Annotated in this window: 19 protein-coding genes; 5 read left to right on the top strand and 14 right to left on the bottom strand. The window is 71.0% G+C overall.

Features of this window, described 5'->3' with window-relative positions:
• Nucleotide 1 precedes the first annotated feature (1 nt).
• The gene (locus AB0K00_RS37055; RefSeq protein WP_363530634.1) at nucleotides 2-589 is read right to left on the bottom strand and encodes a nucleotidyltransferase family protein; all 588 of its coding nucleotides are present in this window, start codon (nucleotides 587-589) and stop codon (nucleotides 2-4) included.
• Nucleotides 590-611: 22 nt separating this feature from the next.
• A complete protein-coding gene (locus AB0K00_RS37050) occupies nucleotides 612-986 on the bottom strand; it encodes a hemerythrin domain-containing protein (protein WP_363530631.1) in 375 nt (124 codons plus the stop codon).
• 142 nt (nucleotides 987-1,128) lie between these two features.
• Here AB0K00_RS37050 and AB0K00_RS37045 point away from each other — a divergent pair, with 142 nt between their 5' ends.
• The 3 genes from AB0K00_RS37045 (at nucleotide 1,129) to rocD (ending at nucleotide 3,465) form a co-directional block, all read left to right on the top strand.
• Complete coding sequence (locus AB0K00_RS37045; protein WP_363530628.1) at nucleotides 1,129-1,344, top strand: hypothetical protein; 216 nt, start codon at nucleotides 1,129-1,131, stop codon at nucleotides 1,342-1,344.
• Between the two features lie 79 nt (nucleotides 1,345-1,423).
• Nucleotides 1,424-2,257, top strand: a complete 834-nt coding sequence (ddaH, locus tag AB0K00_RS37040; RefSeq protein ID WP_363530742.1) for a dimethylargininase — start codon at nucleotides 1,424-1,426, stop codon at nucleotides 2,255-2,257.
• Nucleotides 2,254-3,465, top strand: a complete 1,212-nt coding sequence (gene rocD / locus AB0K00_RS37035; protein ID WP_363530625.1) for an ornithine--oxo-acid transaminase — start codon at nucleotides 2,254-2,256, stop codon at nucleotides 3,463-3,465. The genes ddaH and rocD overlap by 4 nt, the downstream gene beginning before the upstream one ends.
• A 196-nt stretch (nucleotides 3,466-3,661) precedes the next feature.
• Here the strand turns inward: rocD and AB0K00_RS37030 are convergent, their stop codons facing one another.
• The 5 genes from AB0K00_RS37030 to AB0K00_RS37010 form a co-directional block, all read right to left on the bottom strand.
• Entirely contained in the window at nucleotides 3,662-4,948 is a 1,287-nt protein-coding gene (locus AB0K00_RS37030) for a nitric oxide synthase oxygenase (RefSeq protein WP_363530622.1), read from the bottom strand.
• Between the two features lie 285 nt (nucleotides 4,949-5,233).
• Nucleotides 5,234-6,241: an ABC transporter permease gene (locus tag AB0K00_RS37025; protein ID WP_363530619.1), complete on the bottom strand. Its 1,008-nt coding sequence runs from the start codon at nucleotides 6,239-6,241 to the stop codon at nucleotides 5,234-5,236.
• Nucleotides 6,238-7,206, bottom strand: a complete 969-nt coding sequence (locus AB0K00_RS37020; RefSeq protein ID WP_363530615.1) for an ABC transporter permease — start codon at nucleotides 7,204-7,206, stop codon at nucleotides 6,238-6,240. The genes AB0K00_RS37025 and AB0K00_RS37020 overlap by 4 nt, the downstream gene beginning before the upstream one ends.
• Entirely contained in the window at nucleotides 7,203-8,729 is a 1,527-nt protein-coding gene (locus tag AB0K00_RS37015) for a sugar ABC transporter ATP-binding protein (RefSeq protein WP_363530612.1), read from the bottom strand. Before AB0K00_RS37015 ends, AB0K00_RS37020 begins: the two co-directional genes overlap by 4 nt.
• A gap of 104 nt (nucleotides 8,730-8,833) precedes the next feature.
• Nucleotides 8,834-9,919: an ABC transporter substrate-binding protein gene (locus tag AB0K00_RS37010; RefSeq protein ID WP_363530609.1), complete on the bottom strand. Its 1,086-nt coding sequence runs from the start codon at nucleotides 9,917-9,919 to the stop codon at nucleotides 8,834-8,836.
• Between the two features lie 253 nt (nucleotides 9,920-10,172).
• On the opposite strand from AB0K00_RS37010, the gene AB0K00_RS37005 reads away from it, so the two are divergent.
• Nucleotides 10,173-12,278, top strand: coding sequence for an NPCBM/NEW2 domain-containing protein (locus AB0K00_RS37005; RefSeq protein WP_363530606.1), 2,106 nt, complete (start codon nucleotides 10,173-10,175; stop codon nucleotides 12,276-12,278).
• Here the strand turns inward: AB0K00_RS37005 and galK are convergent.
• The 5 genes from galK to AB0K00_RS36980 form a co-directional block, all read right to left on the bottom strand.
• Nucleotides 12,268-13,398 carry a galactokinase gene (gene galK / locus AB0K00_RS37000; RefSeq protein WP_363530603.1) on the bottom strand — a complete coding sequence of 377 codons (1,131 nt, stop codon included), beginning with the start codon at nucleotides 13,396-13,398 and terminating at the stop codon, nucleotides 12,268-12,270. The two genes, AB0K00_RS37005 and galK, sit on opposite strands and share 11 nt — an antisense overlap.
• Complete coding sequence (galT, locus tag AB0K00_RS36995; protein ID WP_363530600.1) at nucleotides 13,395-14,480, bottom strand: galactose-1-phosphate uridylyltransferase; 1,086 nt, start codon at nucleotides 14,478-14,480, stop codon at nucleotides 13,395-13,397. The genes galK and galT overlap by 4 nt, the downstream gene beginning before the upstream one ends.
• A 20-nt stretch (nucleotides 14,481-14,500) precedes the next feature.
• Nucleotides 14,501-15,280 carry a DeoR/GlpR family DNA-binding transcription regulator gene (locus tag AB0K00_RS36990; RefSeq protein ID WP_363530597.1) on the bottom strand — a complete coding sequence of 260 codons (780 nt, stop codon included), beginning with the start codon at nucleotides 15,278-15,280 and terminating at the stop codon, nucleotides 14,501-14,503.
• 241 nt (nucleotides 15,281-15,521) lie between these two features.
• The gene (locus AB0K00_RS36985; RefSeq protein ID WP_363530595.1) at nucleotides 15,522-17,684 is read right to left on the bottom strand and encodes an ATP-dependent DNA helicase; all 2,163 of its coding nucleotides are present in this window, start codon (nucleotides 17,682-17,684) and stop codon (nucleotides 15,522-15,524) included.
• Between the two features lie 49 nt (nucleotides 17,685-17,733).
• Nucleotides 17,734-18,384, bottom strand: coding sequence for a DedA family protein (locus AB0K00_RS36980; RefSeq protein WP_363530592.1), 651 nt, complete (start codon nucleotides 18,382-18,384; stop codon nucleotides 17,734-17,736).
• Nucleotides 18,385-18,445: 61 nt separating this feature from the next.
• On the opposite strand from AB0K00_RS36980, the gene AB0K00_RS36975 reads away from it, so the two are divergent.
• On the top strand, nucleotides 18,446-19,444 hold the full coding sequence (locus AB0K00_RS36975) for a saccharopine dehydrogenase NADP-binding domain-containing protein (RefSeq protein ID WP_363530739.1): 999 nt from the start codon (nucleotides 18,446-18,448) through the stop codon (nucleotides 19,442-19,444).
• On the opposite strand, the gene AB0K00_RS36970 is transcribed toward AB0K00_RS36975, so the two are convergent.
• Nucleotides 19,428-20,549 (bottom strand): alpha/beta hydrolase, encoded by a 1,122-nt coding sequence (locus AB0K00_RS36970; protein WP_363530589.1) that lies wholly within the window; start codon nucleotides 20,547-20,549, stop codon nucleotides 19,428-19,430. The genes AB0K00_RS36975 and AB0K00_RS36970 overlap by 17 nt on opposite strands.
• 129 nt (nucleotides 20,550-20,678) lie before the next feature.
• The gene (locus AB0K00_RS36965; RefSeq protein WP_363530587.1) at nucleotides 20,679-21,011 is read right to left on the bottom strand and encodes a hypothetical protein; all 333 of its coding nucleotides are present in this window, start codon (nucleotides 21,009-21,011) and stop codon (nucleotides 20,679-20,681) included.
• Nucleotides 21,012-21,189: the final 178 nt, after the last annotated feature.

Below are 21,189 nucleotides of genomic sequence, written 5' to 3'. Positions count from 1 at the left end.
CTCACAGGGAAGCGGCGAGGGCGCTGGTCTCGTCCAGCGACATGACGCCGAGCCGGTCGATCAAGAACAGGAAAGCATGCGCGTACGGGGAGTGTGCCGTTTCCCGGTAGACGCGGGGCCAGTCGATCTGTTCGCGCAGTGACCGCGCGACCGGCAGCCCGCGGGCGTAGTCGCAGTAGTGCGCCGACCACGTCAGCACCTTGTGGATCATCAGTTCGGTCGCGGACAGCACCGGCATGTGGCACGCGTTGACGGCGATCACATCGGTGTCGGCGAGGGTCGCGTCCGTCACCGGCCGCTGCACCGGGCAGAAGATGAAGTCGATCAGGTTGTCCTCGTCGAACGCCTTCACCAGCCAGCCCTCGGGTGGCACCTCGCCACGGAACCCGACCTCCGCGAGGGCGGTGAGGACCCGTTCGGCGTCCTCGGCCTTGATCAGGAAGTCGATGTCGTGGTCCACCGACTCGCCGCCGCGCGCGTAGACGGCGAAGCTGCCGGCCAGGCAGAACGGGATGCCCGAGTCCTTCAAGTGGTACGCAGCCCGCTTGAGCGTGGCGATGAGCGGCTGCCTGTCCTCCGGAACTGCCATGAACAGTGGCTTACCCGTCAGGTCATTCCGTCACACGCACCGATTGCGGCAGCCGCGGGAAGAGTTCCGTTTCCTCTTCCTGTACGTGCTCGCGGACCGCCTCCAGCAGCGCCGCCAGGAGCAGCTCGAACGCGGGATCCACGTCGTTGACCTCCGTCAGCCGGGCCACGAGGTCGTCGATGCGATGGTGCTCGGCGGCCTCGTACTCGGCGAGCTCCGCCGGCAGGTGCGCGTGCAGCAGCCGCTCCTCGGTCGCGGTGTGCGCCGCGAGGGTCGTGATCGCGGCGTCGAGGGCGGCCCGGCGCGCGGCCGGTGACCGTGCCGTCTCGATGTCGGCGAACAGCGACTCGAGCCGGCGGTGGTCGGCGACGAGCAGGTCGACGAGGTCCTGCTCCATGGTCAGCTCCCCAGATTCCGTGGCTCAGGCAAGCGTTGGCGTACCCGGCGCGCCACCCGGCTAACCGTCATGCAGCAGACTTGATCGATATCGGCGTGGCGGACTTCCATCAGGGTTGGCACGTGTGTTCGAATGTCTCCTCATGGAGCGAAGGAAGCACTGGTGGAACGGCACCTGGGGGCGGCTCGCCCGCCGCGACGTCTATCTGTTCGAGGACGCCGGCCACTGGTGGGTCGAGTCCCGTGAGGGCGGCGCCGACGGGCGCGCCCGCACCTATGAGTTCGACGCGGAGGAGCCCGCGATGGACTGTGTCTCCGGCCTGCTCGCCCAACCCGGCGACTGGCGGGAGCTGCACTGACCGCACCCTGGTTCCCGGCGCAACGAATCGCCGCCTGATGGCCTGAGCAGACAAGGAAAACGCGGCAAGAAGCAAACTTCTGCAATGGAACGCCGGGCCCGCCGCGCCTAGGTTTGAGCCCATGAGCCGTCGCTACCTGATGTGTCGACCCACGTACTTCGCCGTTGACTACGCGATCAACCCCTGGATGGACCCGACCGCGCCCGTCGACGCCGACCTCGCCGTCGCACAGTGGACCCGGCTGCACGAGCTCTACCTGTCCCTCGGCCACACCGTCGACCTCATCGACCCCCTGCCCGGCCTGCCCGACATGGTGTTCGCCGCCAACGGCGCCACCGTCGTGGACGGCAAGGTCTACGGCGCCCAGTTCCGCCACCCGGAACGCGCCGACGAGGGCCCCGCCTACCTGGCGTGGTTCGAGCACCACGGCTTCGACGTCCACGCGGCGAAGAGCGTCAACGAGGGCGAAGGCGACATCCTCCTGGCCGGCGAGCACCTCCTCGCCGGCACCGGCCTGCGCACCGAGCTTGCCGCGCACGCCGAGGCCCAGGAACTGTTCGGCCGGCCCGTGATCACCCTGCAGCTCGTCGATCCGCGCTACTACCACCTCGACACGGCGCTCACCGTCCTGTCGCCGACGAACGTCGCCTACTACCCGGGCGCGTTCTCGCCGGGCAGCCAGGCGGTGCTGCGCCGCCTGTACCCCGACGCCGTCATCGCCACCGCCGCGGACGCCGCCGTCCTGGGCCTCAACGCCGTCAGCGACGGCCACCGCGTCGTCCTGCCGGCCGCCGCCACCCGTCTCGCCGAAGAGCTAGCGTCGAAAGGGTTCCAGCCGGTGCCGGTAGACGTGTCCGAACTGCACAAGGCCGGCGGCGGACCGAAGTGCTGCACGTTGGAGGTGCGCGCATGACCACGGCTCTTTCCGGTCTCACCGGCCCGCTGCTTGATCAGGCCGAGCGCTGGACCGCGCACAACTACCACCCGCTGCCCGTCGTTCTCGCCTCCGGTGAGGGCGCCTGGGTCACCGACGTCGACGGCCGCCGCTACCTGGACTGCCTGGCCGGTTACTCGGCGCTCAACTTCGGCCACCGCCACCCGGCCCTCATCGCCGCCGCGCACGCCCAGCTGGACCAGATCACGCTGACCAGCCGCGCGTTCGTACACGACCAGTTCGGCCCGTTCTGCCAGGAACTCGCGGAGCTGTGCGGCAAGGACATGGTCCTGCCGATGAACACCGGCGCCGAGGCAGTCGAGACCGCGATCAAGGTGGCCCGCAAGTGGGGCTACAAGGTCAAGGGCGTCCCCGACGGCCAGGCCACCATCGTCGTGGCCGCCGACAACTTCCACGGCCGCACCACCACGATCATCAGCTTCTCCACCGACCCGGACGCCCGCGCCGACTATGGCCCGTACACGCCCGGGTTCCGGATCGTGCCGTACGGCGACCTGGCCGCCCTCGCCGACGCCATCGACGACACCACCGTCGCCGTGCTCGTCGAACCCATCCAGGGCGAGGCCGGCGTGCTGGTCCCGCCCGCGGACTACCTGCCCGGCGTCCGGCAGCTGTGCACGTCCCGCAACGTGCTCTTCGTGGCCGACGAGGTCCAGTCCGGCCTCGGCCGCACCGGCGACACGTTCGCCTGCGTGGACGTCATTCCCGACGTGTACGTGCTGGGCAAGGCCCTCGGCGGCGGCATCGTGCCCGTGTCGGCGATCGCGGCGAACCGCGACGTCCTCGGCGTCCTGCGCCCCGGCGAGCACGGCTCCACGTTCGGCGGCAACCCGCTCGCGTGCGCCGTCGCCCGCGCCGTCATCGAACTGCTGAACACCGGCGAACCCCAGGCCAACGCCAGGGTCGTCGGCGCGCACCTGCACGAGCGCCTCAACGCCCTCGTCGGCCGCGGCCTCACCGCGGTCCGCGGCCGAGGCCTCTGGGCCGGCATCGACATCGACCCCGCGCTGATGACCGGCCGGCGGGCCTGCGAGATGCTGATGAACCGCGGCGTCCTGGCGAAGGACACCCACGGCTCGACGCTGCGCTTCGCCCCGCCGCTGCTGGTGACCAATCCGGACGTGGACGTCGCCGTCAACGCTTTGACCGGGATCCTGCATTCGTAGAGAGTGGAGCCCAAGGGCGTAGAGAGTGGAGCCCAAGGGGCGTCCTGCAACCCCTGGGCTCCACACTCCTGCGACGATCGCCGCTTCCACCCGCAACACGATGCGGGGGTTACGGATGGCGACGGGCCGGTGACGACTTTGGAGATCGATTAGGCCGGTCGGTGTACCGTGCAAATGACAGGTGACGGCGTCACGGTCAGGTGCGGTGGAACAGGCGGCCGAACCAGCCGCGGTGCTCAGGTAAGGCGGCCGGCTCTGGTTCATGGAACGGGCACGACGCCGGCTCGTCCGGCACCTGCGGCACGATCGGCGAGCGACCCCGCCGGCCGAGCTCGCGCGCGTCGGTGTCCAGGTAGAAGGCGGGCCGCTGGTCCGCCTCGTGGTAGTACCGGTGGAACACGCCGGTCGCCGCGCCGCTCATCGGCGGGACGATCCAGCTCCACTCGGCCGGAGTCTCCCGGCCGGCGCGTTCCTCGCTGGCGATGTGGGCGAGGAACCGCTCCGACTCGCTGTGATGGTCGCTGATCCGGGCGCCCGCCTGGTCGAAGGACCACAGGACGGCCCGGTTGAGCTCGAGCAGGGCACCGTCGCGCCACAGGGACCGTTCGGTGCTGGTGTCCAGGCCCATCCGCTCGGCGATGACCGGCAGCAGGTTGTACCGGTCCGCGTCGGCGAGGTTGCGGGCGCCGATCTCGGTGCCCATGTACCAGCCGTTGAACGGGGCGATGGGGTAGTCGACGCCGCCGATCGTGAGGCGCATGTTGGAGATCGCGGGGACGGCGTGCCAGCGCAGGCCGAGCTCGGCGAACCAGCGCAGGGTCGGGTGTTCGATCGGCACCTCCCAGACCGCGGACTCGGGCAGGTCGTAGAGGTTGACGTCGCCGCCCGGGCCCTCGATCGCGATGGGGAGCACGTCGAAGGGGTTGTCGGGCTTGCCGCGCCAGCCGTACTGCTGCAGCGTCTCGGTGAACTGCGTGTAGCGGGGGTCGCCGACGATCGTGCCGGCGTGGGGACCCTCGGCGTGGCGGTGGCCGGCGTAGCGGATCAGCTGCTCGTTCCACAGGCGGGAGCCGTCGCGGCCGGGCACGTGCTGGGCGAAGACGGAGATGACGGGGCGGATCACGTTGCGTTCGCGCTGGCCGGCCAGGCGCAGGTGACGCACGAGCTCCTCGAAGATCTCGTCGGGGGCGCCGACCTTGCGCAGGTCACGCACGACCAGGCTGCGCCAGTAGAGCCGGCCGATGCACCGGCTCGCGTTGCGCCACGCCACCCGGCAGCCGAAGACCAGCTCGGCGTACGTGTGGGTGTAGGTGCCCGTCTCGGCGATCTCGTCGACGATCCGGGCCAGACGTTCCTTGATGTCGCCTCGTTGCGGGTTCTCCCGGTAATACTGGTCGAGGAAGTCCTCTGCCTCCCGGGGATCCACCGGCAGGTGCGGATCCCACTGCTGACCTGGCATGTCGCGGTATCCAGGCACGCTCACACTGACCTCCCAACGCCGACGGGGGTTCCCATAGGGTTCTTCCGACGCGGCAAGAAGTTCATGTTGGGTGCCTCACACCCGCCAGAGTCGCACAACGTGTGCGGCCTGTGTCGGTGAGTCAGCGATGCAAGATGCAAAACGGCAGGGGCACTCTGGCCGAAAGTACGACCGGAGTGCCCCACCAACCCAACCGGAGTGCCCCACCAACCCAACCGGAGTGCCCCACCAACCCAACCGGAGTGCCTCACCAACCCAACCGGAGTGCCTCCACCAGCACGAAAGCGGCTAGCCCGAGGCCACCCGCCGCAGCCTGGCCAGGTACGTCTGGGCGACGACGACGAGCGCGATGAATGCCCCGCTGATCACCGTCTGCCAGGCCGAGGTGACCCCGTTGACCTGGTTGATCAGGTTCTGGATCACCTGGAGCAGCAGCACCCCGGCGATCGTGCCGCCGAGGGTGCCGGCGCCGCCGGTGAGCAGCGTCCCGCCGATGACGACGGCGGCGATCGCGTCGAGCTCCATGCCGGTGCCCAGGACGGTGACGCCGGAGCCGAGCCGGGCCGCGTTGATCGCCCCGGCGAGCCCGGCGAGGAGCCCGGACAGGACGTAGACCCGGATCTGGGTGCTGCGGATCCGCACGCCCATCAGCCTCGCTGCGTCCTCGCTGCCGCCGATCGCGTACACGGACTGGCCGAAGCGGGTGCGGTACAGCACCACCATGCCGACCGCGAAGAGCGCCACGACCAGGTAGACGGGGTACCCGAAGCCGAGCAGCTCGCCCTTGCCGAACTGCTTGAACTGGTCGGCCTTGACGAGGAACGTGGTGCGGCCCTCGCCGGACAGGGCGAGCATGAGTCCCCGCGCACCGAGCAGCCCGGCGAGGGTCACGATGAACGGCGCGAGCCTGGCGTAGGCGATGACGAGGCCCTGGACGAGGCCGAACAGCCCGCAGGCGGCGAGCGGCACGGCGAACGCGGCCGCGACGCCGTACTGCGACGCCCACGCGGCCAGGACCCCGCCGAGGACGTAGAGGGAGCCGACGGACAGATCGATCCCGCCGGTGATGATCACGAAGGTCATGCCGAGCGCGATCAGGGCCGCCGGCGCGGCGGCGATGAGGATCGTGCCGGCGTTGTCGGCGGTGCGGAAGGTGTCGAACGAGACGATGCCGACGACGAGGACGATGCCGAGGACGGCGAGGGCGCCCTGGCGCTGGACGAGCTCGACGATCCGTTCGGTGCGCAGCGAGGCGGCCTCGGCCTTTTCGAGCTGGGGTTCGGCGACGAGCGTCATCGTGTCCTCCGTTCGCGTGCCGTGTAGACCGCGACCAGGATGATGACCGCCTGGACCATCTGGGCGGTCGAGTCCTTCAGGTTGTTGGAGATCATCGTCGCGGTCAGCAACTGCATGAGGAACGCGCCGGCGACGGTGCCGAGGACGCGGATCTTCCCGCCGGTGAGCGGGGTGCCGCCGACGACGACGGCGGTGATCGCGGACAGCTCGATGAGCAGGCCGATGCGGGAGGCGTCGGCGGAGCCGATCCGGGACACCTGGATCACGCCGGCGATCGCGGCGAGGACCGCGGCGATGATGTACACGGTGACCAGGACCCGTTTGACGGGGACGCCGGCGAGCTGCGCGGCGGCCCGGTTGTCGCCGATGGCGAGCAGCCGCCGGCCGAACACGGTGCGGCGGATGACGAACCCGACGACGACGGCGAGGACGGCGGCGATCCACACGGTGTAGGGCACGCCGAGGAACGCGTCGGTGCCGATGGCGAGGAAGTCCTTGTCGCGGATGTCCTTGTACCGCCCGTTGGACACCACCAGGGCGACGCCGCGGCCGGCGACGAGCATGGCCAGGGTCGCCACGATCGGTTGCAGGCCGACGAACGCGACGAGGCCGCCGTTGATCAGGCCGACGAACACGCCGCCGAGGACGGCGAGCACGATCGCCGGGATCATGCCGTAGCCCAGGTACAGGGGGATGAGTGCGGCGCCGAGCGCCATCACCGAGCCGACGGACAGGTCGATGCCCTCGGTGCCGATGACCAGTGCCATGCCGAGCGCCACGATGACGACGGGGGTGACCTGGACCAGCTGGATACGCAGGTTGCTCCAGGCGAGGAAGTTGTCGGTCCAGGCGATGTTGAACAGCACGAGGACGGCGAGCGCCACGTACACGCCGTAGGCGGGGAGCAGGCGGCGGATCGTAGCGCCGTTCAAAGAGGACGAGGGGGAGGCAGCCGCGGTCGTCATGACGCCGCCGTCGCGATCACGTTCATCAGATGCTCCGTCGTCACTTCGTCGCCGCGCAGCATGCCGGCGACGGCGCCGTCGCGCAGCACGACCACGCGGTCGGAACCCTCGATGAGCTCCTCGGCGTCGGAGGAGACAAGGACCACGCCGAGCCCCTCGGCGGCGAGCTCGTCGATGAGCGCCTGGACCTCCGCCTTGGCGCCGACGTCGATGCCGCGGGTGGGCTCGTCCAGCAGCAGCACCTTGGGCCCGGTGGCGAGGAGCCGGGCGAGGAGGACCTTCTGCTGGTTGCCGCCGGACAGGTCGCCGACCCGCTGGTGCGGGCTGGACGCCTTGATCCGCAGGCGTTGCATGAACGTCTCGACGATCTTGTCGACCTTGCGTTCGGAGACGACGCCGGCGGTGGACAGCCGGGGCAGGACGGCGAGGGCGATGTTCTCCCGGACGGACAGGCCCAGGGCGATGCCCTCGGCCTTGCGGTCCTCGGGCTGCACGGCGATGCCGGCCTTGAGGGCAGCGACCGGGTTGGGGCGGCGCAGCACCTTGCCGTCGATCTCGACGGTGCCGCGGTCCAGCGGCAGCGCCCCGGCGACGGCCTTGATGGTCTCGCTGCGCCCGGCGCCGAGGAGGCCGCCGAGGCCGACGACCTCGCCGGGGAGCACCTCGAAGCTGACCCCGGTGAGCTTGTGCCGGCTGGTGAGGTCGCCGACGCGCAGCACGGGGCGGCTGTCGGCGGCGGCGTGCTCACCGGCGAAGCTGGTGAATCCGGCCTTGCGCACCTCGGACATCGGCCGTCCGAGCATGTGCGAGACCAGTTGCAGCCGGTCGAGGTCCTTGATGAGGCCGGTGTGCACGAGCCTGCCGTCCCGCAGGACGGTGACGCGGTCGCAGATGCGATACAGCTCGTCGAGGCGGTGGCTGACGTAGACGATGCCGACGCCGCGCTCGTGCAGGCGGGCGATGACGCCGAAGAGCGTCTCGACCTCGCGGGGTTCCAGCGAGGACGTCGGCTCGTCCATGACGACGACGCGGGCGTCGACCATGACGGCGCGGGCGAGGGCGACCATCTGCTGCGCGCCGAGCGCCATGAGCCCGAGGGGGCGGCGCACGTCGGAGGTGATGCCGTAGCCGGCGAGGATCCCGGTGGCCTCCCGGTTCATCCGGGCGACGTCGACGAGGCCGAAGCGGTTGCGGGGTTCCCGGCCGAGGAAGAGGTTGCGCGCCACGCTCATCAGCGGGACGAGGTTGACCTCCTGGTAGATGGTCGAGATCCCGGCCGCCTGCGCGTCGAGCGGGCCGGGGAACGTGACCGGCTGCCCCAGGTGCCGCAGGTCGCCGCCGTCGGGCCGGTAGACGCCGGTGAGCACCTTGATGAGGGTCGACTTGCCGGCGCCGTTCTCGCCGACGAGGGCGTGCACCTCACCGGCGCGCAGGGTGAACGAGACGTCGTCGAGGGCGAGTACCCCCGGGAACTGTTTGCTGACGCCGACCACTTCGAGCAGCGGCGCGTCCGGAGCGGACATGCGAGAGGTCCCATCTTGAAGGAAAAGCCCAGGCCGGGATCATCCCCGACCTGGGCCCTGCTGCAAACGGTCAGTTGCAAAGGTCAGTTGCAAAGGCCGGAACGTCAGTACGCGAGGCCCAGGTCGGCCGCGGCGTTGGTCGAGTCGTACTCGCGGTCGGAGATGATGATGTTCTCCGCGATCGCCTCGCCGTTGAAGAACTTGGTGGCGGTGCCGAAGGCGAGCGGGCCGAAGCGCGGGTTGGACTCGATGACCGAGTAGATCCAGCCGTCGACGATGCCCTGGACGGCGCCCTTGGTGCCGTCGATCGTCACGATCTTGACGTCGCCGGCCTTCTTGCTGGCGTTCTTCAGCGCGGTGATCGCGCCGAGGGCCATCTCGTCGTTCTCGGCGTAGATGCCGTTGATGCCGGGCTTGGACTGCAGCAGCTGCTCAGAGACCTTCAGGCCCTCCTCGCGGGAGAACTGCCCGGTCTGCTCGAACTCGATCTTGATGTTCGGGGCGACCTTGGCGATCTGGTCCTTGAAGCCCTGCGTCCGCAGCGTGGTCACGTTGTTGCCGGGGGCGCCCAGCAGGATCGCGACGGTGCCGGTGTTGTTCAGGGCCTTGGCCATCTTGTCGGCGGCGCGCTTGCCCTGCTCGGCGAAGTCCGAGCCGATGAACGTCAGGAAGTCGGTGCAGTGCTTCGCGTTGATCTTCCGGTCGATGGTGACGATCGGGATCTTCTTCGCCGCCGCCTTCTGGAACACCGAGTCCCAGCCGTCGGAGTTGAGCGGCGCGATGACGAGCAGTTGCACGCCCTGGTCGATCATGGTGCTGACGTCGGTGATCTGCTTGTCGAACTTCGAGTCCGCGTTGGTCACCTTCAGGTTGGCCGCCGGGATGCCCAGCTTCGCCGCCTCGTCCTTGATGGACTGGGTCTCGGCGATGCGGAACGGGTTGGCCTCCTTCTCCGACTGGGAGAAGCCGATGGTGGCCGTCTTCAGGTCGACCTTCGTGCCGCCGAACTGCGTCAGGGTGCAGGTGGAGCCTCCGGCGGCGGCGGACTTCGTCGTCTGCACCGCGGCGGAGCTGTCGGCGGTCGTCTTCGCGGCCGGGTCGTCCTCGGACTTCGCGCAGCCGGTCATCAGCAGGGCGGAGGCGCTGAGAACGGCCAGAGCGGGCCGCCAGCGGCCACGCATATCGATCATGTTCGTCACTCCCTTGAGCGAGGGGCGGGTTGCGGCGCGAGCGGCACCGCGTTCGGGGTGTACCGCATTCACTCATCCTCCAACTTTTTCTGTCAAGACTTTCCACCCACCCGCCCAAAACCAAACACCAACTGTCACATGTTCGAGACCTTGCCGAAGTTGTCCCGACACCGGGGCGATCGATCGTGTCCAATCGCCGTCGCGTATGCCACAATATTCAACACTTTCGATCTTACTCGACCTGGGAGCTGGGATGACCCGAAGTCCCCGGGCGCTGCAACGCGCCCTGACGGCCGCCGCCACGGCCTTGCTCGCATCCACCGTCATGACTGTGATCGCGACAAAACCGGCGGCCGCCACCGCCACCCCGCAGCCCGGCCCCGTCGCCGCCCCGGTGATGGGCTGGAACAGCTGGAACCGGTTCGGCTGCAACATCGACGAGAACCTCATCAAGGCGACCGCCGACGCCATGGTGAGCACCGGCCTGCGCACGTCCGGCTACACGTACGTCAACATCGACGACTGCTGGATGGCGCCGACCCGCGACGCGCAGGGCCGGCTGCGCCCCGACCCGGTCCGCTTCCCCGGCGGGATCGCCGCCGTCGCCGACTACGTGCACGCCCGCGGGCTCAAGCTCGGCATCTACTCCTCGGCGGGCACCGCCACCTGCCAGGGCCTGCCGGCCAGCCTCGACCACGAGACCATCGACGCGCAGACCTGGGCGTCGTGGGGCGTCGACCTGCTCAAGTACGACAACTGCAACAACCAGGGCCGCCCCGCCCTCGCCCGCTACAAGGCAATGGGCGACGCGCTGAAGGCCACCGGACGGCACATCGTCTACAGCATCTGCAACTGGGGCGACGACGCGCCGTGGGAGTTCGCGCCGAACGCGGGCGGCAGCCTCTGGCGCACCACCGGCGACATCAACGCCAGCTGGGGCAGCATCACCTCGCTGCTGGACCAGCAGGCCGGCCTGGAGACCTTCGCCCGCAAGGGCTTCTACAACGACCCCGACATGCTCGAGGTCGGCAACGGGCCGCTCACCGCCGACGAGAACGTCGCGCACTTCTCGCTCTGGTCGGTGCTGTCCGCGCCGCTGCTGCTCGGCAACGACCTGCGCAGCGTCTCCGCGGCCACGCTCAACGTCCTGCGCAACGCCGACGTCATCGCCGTCAACCAGGACTGGGGCGGGTCACAGGGCCGCCGCGTCGCGGACAACGGCGACGCCGAGGTGTGGGCCAAACCGATGAGTGACGGCTCCGTCGCGGCGGTGCTGTTCAACCGCGGCGGATCGGCCACCACCGTGTCCACGTCCGCCGCGGCACTCGGGCTCGGTGGCTCGTCGTCGTACACCACGAAAAACCTCTGGACGGGTGCCACCGGAAGCACGGCAGGAACGCTGTCGGCGACCGTGGCCGCACATGGGGTCGCCATGTTCCGGGTGACCCGCGCCGGCACCCTGGCCGCCCCACCGGCCGCCGGGACGCTCCAGGTGAGCGACCTGCCCTGGCTCGCCTCCAGCGGCGGGTGGGGACCGGTGGAACGCGACCGTGCCAACGGTGAGCAGGCCGCCGGCGACGGGCCGGGCCTCACCATCGGCGGGACCGCGTTCGCGAAGGGCATCGGCACGCACGCCGACGCCGCCGTACACGTCTACCTCGGCCGGGCCTGCCGCACGTTCACCGCCCAGGTCGGCGTCGACGGCGAGGTCGGGACCAACGGCTCCGTGCGGTTCGCGGTCTACGGCGACGGGCGGCTGCTCGGCTTCACCGGCGTCAAGACCGGCGGGCAGGCACCGACCCGGCTGACTGTCTCCACCGGCGGCTACCTGACCCTGGAGCTGCGCGTCACCGACGCCCGCAACAACGGCATCAGCTATGACCACGCCGACTGGGGAGCCCCGACGCTCGTCTGCGGCGGCAGCGGCGGCGGTACGGCGGTGAGCGACCGCACCTGGGGCGCAGCCGTGAACGGCTGGGGTCCCGCCGAACGCGACATCTCCAACGGCGAACAGGCCGCGGGCGACGGCAGCCTCATCACCGTCGGCGGGGTCAGCTACCCGAAGGGGGTCGGTGTCCACGCCGCCGGCGACGTCACCGTCCCGCTGGGCGGGGCGTGCAGCCGGTTCACCGCGGTCGCCGGCATCGACGCGGAGGTCGGCACGTCCTCGACCGGTGTGGTGTTCAGCGTCGTCGCCGACGGCGTCACGCTGTGGACCAGCCCGACCGTGACCGCGGCCGCACCCGCGACCGTCGACGTGGCCGTCGCCGGGCGCACCAACCTGCGGCTGGTCACGTCCGGCGCCGGCTCCATCGACTTCGACCACGCCGACTGGGCCGACGCACGGCTCATCTGCTGATCTTGGACGTCCCCTGACCGGGGGTGACCACGAAGGTGTCGGGAGGCGTGAAGCCGGCGACGGCGAACGCCTCCCGCACCGCCGCCTCCACCGCGTCGCACCGCTGCTCGTCGACCAGGGCCAGGACGCAGCCGCCGAACCCGCCGCCGGTCATCCGGGCGCCGTGCGCGCCGTGCTCCAGGGCCACCCGGACCGCGGTGTCGACCTGCGGCACGGTGATCTCGTAGTCGTCGCGCATCGACGCGTGCGACGCCGTCATCAGCGGCCCCGCCGCGCGCAGGTCACCGGCGCGCAGCGCGGCGACCGTGTCCAGGACCCGCTGGTCCTCCGTCACCACGTGCCGCACCCGGCGGCGGGTCGTGTCGTCGTCGAGCTTGGCGAGGGCGTCGGGCAGCGCGTCCACGTCGACGTCGCGCAGCGCCGCCACGCCCAGGATCCCGGCGGCCTCCTCGCACGTCCTGCGGCGGGCCGCGTACTCCCCGTCGACGTGCGCGTGCGGCGCCTTGCTGTCCACGACCAGGATCTTCAACCCGGCCGCGGCGAGGTCGAACGGCACCTGCTCGGTGGCCAGGGAACGGCAGTCCAGGAACAGCGCGTGGCCCTCCCGGCACAGGGTCGACGCGGCCTGGTCCATGATGCCGGTCGGCGCGCCCACGTACTCGTTCTCGGCGCGCTGGGCCAGCCGCGGCCGGTCGTGCATCGGCAGGTCGGCGCCGGCCAGGTCGGCCAGGACGGCCATGGCCGCGCACTCCAGGGCGGCGGAGGAGGACAGCCCGGCGCCGAACGGCACGTCGGAGGCGATCGCCAGGCGGGCACCGGGCACGTCGACGCCGGCCTCCCGCAGCGCCCAGACCACGGCGGCGACGTACGCGGCCCAGCCCTCGACCTTCGCGCTGAGGTCGAACGTCACCGTCTCGCCGGTCTGCTCCGACGTGACCACCCAGTGCTTCCGCGGCAGCAGGGTCCCGCTGACCGCCGTCGCCTGCGGCAGCGCGAACGGCAGCACGAAACCGTCGTTGTAGTCGGTGTGCTCGCCGATGAGGTTGACCCGGCCGGGGCTCACCCACAACGTGTCGGCCTTCTCCCGGCCATCCTTCAGGCGTTCGGCGGCGGGCTTCACAGCTGGACCTCCCGCAGCATCTCGGCGGCCTGCTCCGGCCGCACGTCGTTGACGAACACACCCATGCCGGACTCCGAGCCGGCGAGGTACTTGAGCTTGCCCGGCGCCCGGCGGGTGCTGAACAGCTGCAGGTGCAGGTAGGCCAGGTGCCGGTCGGCCCGGACCGGGGCCTGGTGCCAGGCGGAGATGTAGGGCATCTGCAGCCCGAACATGCCGTCGAGGCGGCGCAGCACCTCGAGGTAGATGGGGGCGAACGCGTCGCGCTCGGGCACGCCCAGCGCCGGGATGTCGGGGACCTGCCGGTGCGGGTACAGGTGGACCTCGAACGGCCAGCGGGCCACCGCCGGCACGAACGCCGTCCAGTGCGCGTTCTGCGCCACCACCCGCGACCCGTCGGCCCGCTCGGCGGCCAGGACGTCGGCGAAGAGGTTGCCGTGGGGGTGTTCGCTTCGATACGCGCGGGCCGACGCGAGCATCCGGCGGGTCCGCGGCGTGATGAACGGGTACGCGTAGATCTGCCCGTGCGGGTGCGACAGCGTCACCCCGATCTCGGTCCCGCGGTTCTCGAAGCAGAAGACCTGTTCGATGTCGTCGCGGGTCGACAGGTCCGCGGTGCGGTCCGCCCAGGCCTCCATGACGGTGCGGACCCTGGCCTGTGACAGCGACGCGAACGACGCGTTGTGGTCCGAGGTGAAGCAGACGACCTCGCAGCGGCCCGCGCCCGGCCGGGTCGGCACCAGGTCGGGCAGGACGTCGCCCTGCCCGGGCCCCACCCGGTGGCTGAACGACGGGAACCGGTTCTCGAACACGACCACGTCGTATTCACCGGCGGGGATCTCGCTCTGCCAGTCCGGTGTGGACGGGCACAGCGGGCACTGGTCGGACGGCGGATGGAAGGTCCTGGACTGCCGGTGTGCGGCGATGGCCACCCACTCGTCGAGGATGGGGTCGTGACGCATCTCTGACGCGGCGGGCGGGGGCTGCAGCTCCCGCTGGTCGACGGCGTCCCGGGACGCGTCGTCGCGTTCGTCGAAGTAGATGAGTTCCCGACCGTCGGCGAGGTGGGTGACCGTGCGCTTCACTCGTTCTCCAGTGGGGGTGGCTAACCGTTCGGATCGACCACGATGAGTTCACCGACGCGCTCTGCGAGCTGCACCCGTGCCTCGGCGGGAAGCCCGATGTCGGTGATGAGGATGTCCGCCTCGTCGAGCGGGGTGATGGTCGCGATGCCGACCATCTCCCATTTCGTGTGATCGGCCAGCACGACCAGCCTGCGGGCGGCGGAGACCATCAGGCGGTTGGTGCCGGCCTCCATGAGGTTCGGCGTGGTGAAACCGGTGCGGGGGCTCATGCCGTGGACGCCGAGGAACAGCACGTCGACGTTGAGCGAGCTGATCGCCGCCTCCGCGACCGGGCCGGCGAGGGCGTCGGACGGGGTGCGGATGCCGCCGGTGAGCACGACCGTCTGGTCGGGCCGGCCGGCGTGGTACAGGGTGTCGGCGACCGGGATCGAGTTGGTGACGATGGTCAGTCCCGGGACGTCGACGAGGTGCGCGGCGAGCGCCGCCGTCGTGGTGCCGGCGGACAGCGCGACCGCCGTGTGCGGTTCGATGAGCTTCGCGGCCCGCTCGACGATCGCGGCCTTCTCGTTGCGCTGGCGCACCGACTTCGCGTCGAAGCCGGGCTCCTCGGTGGATCCGGGGCCGGCGATGGTGGCACCGCCGTGGACCTTGTCGACCAGCCCGCGGTCGGCGAGGGCCTCCAGGTCGCGGCGGATGGTCATGTCGGACACGCCGAACTGGCGCACCAGCTGACTCACCCGCACGCCACCGTGACGGCGCACCAGATCCAGAATGGCCGTTTGACGTTGCTGTGCGAGCATCACGCCGTTCCCTTCGCAGGCGCAGCGGCTGGCGCGGCTGCGCGGATGGCAAAACCCATCGCAGATTCCAACGCAGACGTTACGTCGCCAGGGACGGTGTGCACCCCGGTGGCCCGGCCGAAGTTGACGGCCGGGTGGACACCCCCTCGAAGGGCGGCTGGGTGCGCTCGCATGCGCTACAGCTTCGAACCTAGCCGACCAGAAGTCAACAAACTCGAACAGAGAACTGTGCGAACGATGTTCAGAAGGGCGCGGTTCCAACCGTGGTCAAACGTTGGGTTGCCCGGGACAACGCCACGTACAGGGTCCGGAACCCGGTCTTCGCCTCGTCCCGGATCTGCGCCGGCTCGACCACCAGCACCGCGTCGTACTCCATGCCCTTGGAGTCCAGCGCGCCGACGGTCTGCACCCGCTCGTCGAGCCCGTCGACCCATTTCGCGATCTCGTCGCGGCGGGCCGTCGGGGTGATGACCCCGACCGTGCCCTCCACCTGCTCCAGCAGCGTCTGCGCGGCGGCCCGGGTGGCCGCCTCGAGGTCCGGGACCGTCACCGTGGTGAGGACCGGCGCCACGCCGGCGCTGCGCACCGCCGTCGGCAGCTCGATGTCCGGCTGCGCCTTGCGGATCACCCGGGCGGCGACCTCGAAGATCTCCGCCGAGTTGCGGTAGTTGGTGGTCAGCGTGAACGCCGAGCGCCGCCGGCTGCCGATCGCGCCGTCCATCGCCCGCTCCGCCTCGGCCGCGTCGCCCCATGCCGCCTGCGCCGGGTCGCCGACGATCGTCCACGTCGCGTTGGGTCCGCGCCGGCCGATCATCCGCCACTGCATCGGCGACACGTCCTGCGACTCGTCGACGATGATGTGCGCGTAGTCGCGGTAGTCGGCCGCGCGCTCCACGGCCTGCGCCCGGGCCGCCGCCATCCGGTCCGAGTAGGTGGTGACCTCCCGGACCCCCTCCGCGACCTGGAACGGGTCCCGCGCCGCGCGCTTGCGCACCGGCGGGTCGCCGAGCAGCTCCTGCAGCTCGTCCAGCAGCGCCACGTCCTCGACCGACGGGTCGTCCGGGCGGATCGCGCCGGCGAGCACCGCGATCTCCCGGTTGCTCAGCACCCCGTTCGCCCACCGTGACAGCCGGTGACGGTCGGTGAGCCAGCCGAGCACCTGCGCCGGGCGCAGCACCGGCCACCAGGACCGCATGAACGCCACGAACTCGGGGCGCTCGGCGATGTCCGGCGCGAACTCCTCACGCTTCTGCTGCCGCCCCGACGGCAGCAGCTCCACGCTCTGCCGCCACAGCGCGTCCAGCACGTGACCGGCCGCCTTCGCCCGCGCCGCGTTGCGCCGCACCCCGAGGTTGAGCACCGTGCGGCGCAGGTCGTCCAGCGCCGGGCGCTCCAGGACCAGCAGCTCGCCGCGGTACAGCACCCTGAGCCGGTCCGGCGAGTCGGGCACCGGGCCGCGGGCCGCCCGGCTCAGCACCCGCTGCATGCGCAGCGAGCCCTTGACCGCCGCGACCTCCGGCGGCTCGTGCCGGGTGCCCAGCACGCCCTCGAGGAGCTGCCCGAGGGAGCGCAGCGACGCGGTGTCCTCACCCAGGGACGGCAGCACCCGCGACACGTACCCGACGAAGACGTCCGACGGGCCGACGACGAGCACGCCGCCCGACTCGTACCGGTTACGGTCCGCATACAGCAGGTACGCCGCGCGGTGCAGGGCGACCGCGGTCTTGCCGGTGCCCGGGCCGCCGCGCACGATCGTCACGCCCAGGCTGGGGGAGCGGATCGCGTCGTCCTGCTCCCGCTGGATCGTGGCAACGATGTCTTTCATGCCCGTGCCGGTCGCGCGGGACAGGTTCGCCAGCAGCGCCCCGTCGCCGATCACCGCCATCTCGCTCGGCGCGGCCTCCGGGTCGAGCAGGTCGTCCTCGATGCTGATGACCTTCTCGTTGCTGCTGCGGATGCTCCGCCGGCGCACGACCCCCATCCGGTCGGTGGGGGTGGCGCGGTAGAACGGCGCCGCCGCCGGCGCCCGCCAGTCCACGACGAGCGACTCGTAGGTCTCGTCGCGCAGGCCGAGCCGCCCGATGTAACGAACCTCACCCCCGGGCACGACCGGATCCGCCGAAGCGGCGTCCGCGCCGTCGCCGGAACGGCCGTCCGGGCCGAGGTCGAGCCGGCCGAACACCAGGCCGTCGTGCTCGCTCTCCAGAGCCCGGCGCCGCTTCGCGGCGTGGTAGACCATCGCGTCGCGCTCGACCAGCGCGCCGAAGTTACCCACCCTGGCCAGGCTGTATCCCTCGCGCTCCACCTCGGCGGCCGTGATCCGCAACTGATCGAGGCGGGTGTAGACCCGGACAAGATATGCCTGTTCGGCGGCGATCTCCGACTCGCGAACCGCGTCGTTCAACGCCCCACCCCTAGCACCCGGGTTGAAAAAACAACCCTACGAGCCTACTTCACGGCGTGGGTGCCGGCGTTTTCTCGGCTTCCTCGCGGCTGGCCCGGGCCTCCGCGGCCGCCCGGCGGCGCAGGAACAGGGTCGTGACCAGGCCCGCGACGACGGCGAGGGCCAGCGCGATCCAGGAGAAGTCCTTCAGCCACTTCTCGGCCACCCGGCCCACCGAGTAGATCGCGAAGACGGTGCCGAACGACCAGGTCAGGCCGCCGAGGGCATTCGCGATCAGAAACTTGCCATACGGCACGCGCAGCGCGCCGGCGAGGGGACCGGCGAGGATCCGCAGCAGCGCGATGAACCGGCCGAAGAAGACCGCCCACACGCCCCACCGCTGGAACGCCCGCTCGGCCTTCGCCAGGTGCGCCGGGCCGAAATGCTTCGGGAACCGCCGCCCGACCCGCTCCAGGAGGTGCCGCCCGCCGCGCCGGCCGATGAAGTAGCCGATCGAGTCGCCGATGATCGCTCCCGCGGACGCCGACGCGGCAACCAGCCACGGGTCGATCCTCGTCGTCACCGACAGCAGCGAAGCGGTGACGAGTGTGATCTCGCCCGGGACCGGGATCCCCATGCTCTCGATCCCGATCACACCGCCGACCAGCAGGTAGACCCAGATCGGCGAGAGCGTGGCCATCCACGTCTCGATGTGATGCACAGTCGCCTCCCCGCCGTGGTCGTCGCATCCACCCTCTCATACCGTGACGACCGTGACGTGGATGGTGTATGGCGCGAACGGTTACAGCGGGTCACTTCTTGCCCGGCTCGCCGCCGAACGCGGTGAACGTCCCGTGCTCGCCGGCCGGTCGGCGGCCGTGGCGGCGCTCGCCGCCGAGCTGGGGCTGCCGCACCGGGCGTTCCCGCTCGCGGCGCCCGACCTCGACGGTGTCACCGCCGTCGTCAACTGCGCCGGGCCGTTCGCCGCGACCGCCCGCCCCCTCGTGGACGCCTGCCTCGCCGCCGGCGTGCACTACCTCGACATCACCGGCGAGCTCGACGTCTTCGACTGGATGTTCGCCCAGTCGTCACGCGCGGTGACCGCCGGGGTCGTGCTGCTGACCGGCGCAGGGTTCGACGTCGTGCCGACCGACTGCCTCGCCGCGATGCTCGTCGCCGCCCTGCCCGGCGCCGTGCGCCTGGAGCTCGCGTTCGACGCGCCGGGCGGGCTCAGCCGCGGCACCGCCCGGACCAGCCTCGGTGAGGCCGCGTCCGGCGGCCGCCGCCGCGTCGACGGCAAGCTCGTCGCGACGCCGTTCGGCACGCCGTCGCGGACGGTGCCGTTCCCGTCGGGGGAGCGGACCGTGGGCGCGACCCGGTGGGGCGACCTCGTGACCGCCCACCACTCCACCGGTGTGCAGAACATCACGGTGTACATGCGGCTGCCGCGCAACGCCGCGTCGCCACTGGTGCGGCTGCTCGGGTTCCGCCCGCTGCGCGCTGTGGCGCAGGCTCTGGTGCCCGCCGGCGGCCCGTCCACGACCCGCCGGGCCGGGACCGGCTGCGAGGTGTGGGGTGAGGTGACCGACGGCGCCGGCGGCACGCGCACCGCGACGCTGACCGGTCCGAACGCCTACGCCCTGACCGCCGACGCGTCCCTGCGGGCGGTGCAGCGGGTCCTCGAGGGCGGGATCGCGCCGGGCACCCACACGCCCGCGACCGCGCTGGGCGCCGACTTCGTGCGCACCCTCGACGGCGTCACCGTCACGCCACCGCACTGACCTCCGCGTCGCCGGGGTGGGTCTCGCCCGGGCCGGCCGCACCCGGGTCGGCCTCGCTCCGCCCGGCCCGCCGCGCCGGCTTGCGCGCCGACTTGCCGATCTTCGCCACGGGAGCGGTCCCGCCGGCCTTCGCCGCGGTCGTCCGCTGCCGGACCACGCGGGTCCTGTCGGCCGCGCGGGCGATCACGCCGGCGATCGCGTCGGTGACCGCGTCGGGCCGCTCGATCGGCAGCATGTGGCCCGCGTCCTCGCACGTGATCAGCTCGGCGTCGGGCAGCTCACCGGCGATCGTCGCCGCGCACGCCACCGGTGTCAGCCGGTCCAGGGTCCCGACCAGCACCGCGACCGGCAGCCCCCGCATCGCGGCCAGGGTCTCCACGCGATGGTGCAGGTCGACCGACGGCCGGAACCCACCGATCGCGCACAGCGGCGCGTTGCCGACCATGGACGCGGTCAGCGCCACCCACGACGTGTCGACCCGGTGCCCGAACACCAGCCAGCGCACCCCCGGCGCCAGCAGCGGCATCAGCCGCCGGTGCGGCCGCCAGGCGCCGGAGCGGGCGAGCAGGCCGGCGCCCTGGATCTCGACGACCCGCATCACCCGGGCCAGCCGCGGGCTCAGCCCGTAGCTGGTCCGCGACGAGCCCTCCGCCGACGTCGACACGAGCACCACGCCGACGACCCGGGCGGCGAACGCCGTGGCGTGGCGTTGTGCGTACTCCATGATCGCCATGCCGCCGAGGGAGTGCCCGACGAGCACGATCGGCCCGTGCGGCACCAGCTGGGTGACGACCTCGGCCAGGTCGTCGCCGAGCTGCTCCAGGGTCGCGTCGGTGCCCGAGGTCGCGGAGGAGCGGCCGTGGCCGCGCAGGTCGAAGGCGAGCAGCTGGACCGGCATGTCGACGACGGCGCCGAGGCGGGCCGGAAGGTCGGCGATCTGCTGCTGCCAGAGGCGGTTGTCGAGCGTCCAGCCGTGCAGCAGGACCACCGTCACCGGGGTCCGCGCCACGCCGTCACCCGGGGCGGGCGCGGCGGGATACAGCACGCTGTACAGGCCGGCGCCGTCCGCGAGCCTCACGGTGGAGGTGGAGACGACGGTACCCATGGCCCATTGTTACCCGGAAGTACGTCGAAATACCCCGGTGATCTGCGGGAGCATTTCAGGAGTGAACCGGTTGCAGCGCACAACCGCCGCCCGGGACGTCCCGGGCGGCGGTTGTGGAGGCGAAACGCGTCAGGCGGCTTCGAACACGCCCGCGTCGACGAGGCGCTGCTCCGTCGCGTCCCAGCCGTGGCCGGGGTGGGCGGAGTTGAGCGCCTGCAGCTCGACCCGCAGCTTGGTGGCGTGGCCGGCGCCGGCCAGCACCCGGATCTCCTCGACGAAGGCGTCGGAGGAGGTGCTGAGACGGTTGGTCTTGCCGTTGGTCAGGTTGCGCACGTAGACGTGCTTGCCGCCGTTGAGCGGGATGAGGTATTTGAACTCACCCAGCACGCTCAGGGCGCCGGATGCGCCGGCCTGGCCTGCGCGGACTGAGGCCCGCGCGGTCTTGGAGGTGTTTTGGGCCACGGCGGGTGCTCCTTGTCGAGGCTGAAACTGCTGAAGGCAGCAAAACTGTAACACCCGCCAGGTCCGGCCAAAAAAACGAGTTACCTGGTGGGGGCTCCACCCGTTGGACATTTCGTGGGACCCGAGTTGCCGATTCTCTGGCGCACCGCGCACAACATCGTCATCATGAGTCCCACAA

This window comes from Dactylosporangium sp. NPDC049525, from assembly GCF_040676755.1.
Classification (GTDB): domain Bacteria; phylum Actinomycetota; class Actinomycetes; order Mycobacteriales; family Micromonosporaceae; genus Dactylosporangium.
The sequence above is the reverse complement of the archived record's forward strand: the minus strand, read 5'-3'. Positions and strand labels throughout refer to the sequence as shown.